Here is a 2,294-nt window from a genome sequence, read left to right as displayed (position 1 = left end):
GGCCTGACCGCCTCGCCATCTATCCGCGACCAGACGGCGGCTTCGGTGCTAGATGAAATCGCGGCGGCGACCTGCGCTGCCTGGTGGGTAGACGGTGAGGGTATCGCGCATTTTGAATCTGCCGAGTATCTGCTGGGTAAGCGTGTGTCTCATGAGCTGACCGCTTCGGAGCATATCGCTGATTATCAAATCATTAGTGAGCTTCAGCTCCGCCGCTCCCTAGTGGAAGTGACCTACTCAGAAGTCGCGTCCACGTACACTACCGGGTACAACGTCGAGCTCTGGTCTAAGGGCGGCACAGCTAAGGCCGGGGATAACGTCGAGGAATTTGTCGAGCCTGATACCGCTGTGGATTGGGTGGATGTCGATTCAACTTTTTCGAACCTTAACGCATCCCCGCTCGGCTTCAACTCCATGAACGGGAGTTGGTTTGGGTGCTCGAAGCCTGGGGCTACCCAGGATGACCCGACCCGCTGGGTCGGCGGGTACTCCATGTCAGCCCGTGAGATCACCCCGTGGGTCTGGCATATCACCGAAAAATTCAGCGAGGACGCAAAACGCGAAGTTTTTGAACACCCCCAGATTTCGCGCATGCTTCATGGGGCACCCACCCCGATTATGCGCGGGCGAGGCAAGGTGGAGCGCACCGACGCCACCGTCGAGGTGGCTGCTGACGCATCCCCCTACGCGGGCGTGCTGGCCATTGACGCTACCCGCTGGGTGACAGATGCCCGTGTGGCCGCTGAGATGGCGCAATACCTGGCTGGGAAGGTCACGTCCCCACCCCCATGCCTGCGCCAGGTAACGGTCCGCTATGACCCTACGATTCTCATCCATGACATGGTGCGCCTCTTCGGGGTGCAGCGTGATGGGTCAGGCAATCTCTTTGGCGCGATTATCCGCGGCTCTGTAGAGGGCGTGGAGCACGACCCAGACAGTGGGGTCAGCACCTTGACTATCCGCACGGTGGCCGAAGAATTCCGTTCCCGCGATTGGGCGCAGGTGGAGGCAGCTGTGACCGCCCAGGGCATGACCTGGGCGCAGCTGGAGACCACCCGCACCGCTGATAAGACAACTTGGGCCGCCACTGAGGCGGCCCCTGATATTTACCACGGAGGATAAGGATGGGTACGACTCCCACTTATGGCATCTACTATGATGACCCTTCTATGCTGGCCCTGGGTCGTACCCAAGATCAGAAGCAGGCGGTGACGATTGAGGCGGCGCTCTCGACCGTGGCCGCCACTGCTGAGGCTTCTGCCTCCGAGAAAATTCAGCAGGCTAGCGAGCTGATGCAGACCCAGATGGACGCGCTGACCGCTGAGGTCGGGGAGTCTATCGAGGCTGTGAAAGAAAATTCGCTAGTACCAATTGAAGCGAAAACCGGCGGCTCGTATGAGGTGGGCACGAATTTTCGTGGCCGCCTTTTGCTTTCTGGCGCTGAATCGCTGGCCGCTTTGGGTGTGCCGTCTGATGGTGATTCTCGCCTGCTGATGAGTGTGGAGGCGCCCTCTGCTGGCACCTATGAGGTGGGAACGAACTTCAGGGGCCGTCCTGTAGGTGGCGGGGTGTCCTCCGAGTACGTCGAGAGCCAGGTGGAAACCCTTCCAGATGTAGCCCAGCGCGAGCTACTACGTGACCGTGCCCGCCGTGTGGTGGCCGCGCCCCGGCGCACCAGCGCTAAGGCCGTGGTAGCTATTGTGGCCGATGATTACCCTGCTGCCACTTTGGATATTTTCGCGCCTATGATGAAGGCCCGCGCCCTGCCCTGGAGCTGGGCACTGAACGGCAACACCTTTGATTCTGGCTACTCCTACGCGGGTTTTAGCGCCGGTAAGAGCTGGGCAGATGTGAAAGCTATGGCCACCGCCGGCGGCGTGGAAATCTGCAATCACGGGGCGACTCACGCCGATGTGACCAGTGTGGCCCAGATGAAGGCTGAGATCATTGGCTCCCGCGACCGCCTGCGCGCTGAGACTGGGCAAGATGTGCTGGGCTTTATCCCACCCGGGTGCGACTTCCCCGAGGGCGTTCAATTTAAGACCGCGCCCCTGATTAGCACTAAGGGCGAGCTTGCCCTGGTAGGCACCGCCTATGACAGGTGGGTGAACTATGGCCATGCCTGGGCCACGGGCACCATGAACAACCCCACCTTGAACGACTTTGTTCACCCCCTGGACGGCTCCCCGCGCATGAATGCAGGCCGTCAATGGCTTGATTTTGGAAATGATGGCGGTGTCGCCCCTGGTGGTATCGGCGAAAAACTCATTGATAAGGCTGTAGCTAACGGGGGT

2 protein-coding genes are annotated in these 2,294 nt (G+C 60.2%); both read left to right on the top strand.

The genetic code is table 11. The features are described 5' to 3' along the window. Window positions 1–1,122, top strand: a 1,122-nt coding sequence (locus L7A20_RS11805; RefSeq protein WP_237223675.1) for a hypothetical protein, incomplete at its 5' end; no start/stop codon positions are given. A 2-nt stretch (window positions 1,123–1,124) separates the two neighbouring features. After that, on the top strand, window positions 1,125–2,294 hold a 1,170-nt coding region (locus L7A20_RS11800; protein WP_237223674.1), incomplete at its 3' end, for a polysaccharide deacetylase family protein.

It is taken from the genome of Rothia nasimurium (assembly GCF_928381415.1).
Taxonomy (GTDB): domain Bacteria; phylum Actinomycetota; class Actinomycetes; order Actinomycetales; family Micrococcaceae; genus Rothia; species Rothia nasimurium_H.
The sequence above is the reverse complement of the archived record's forward strand: the minus strand, read 5'-3'. Positions and strand labels throughout refer to the sequence as shown.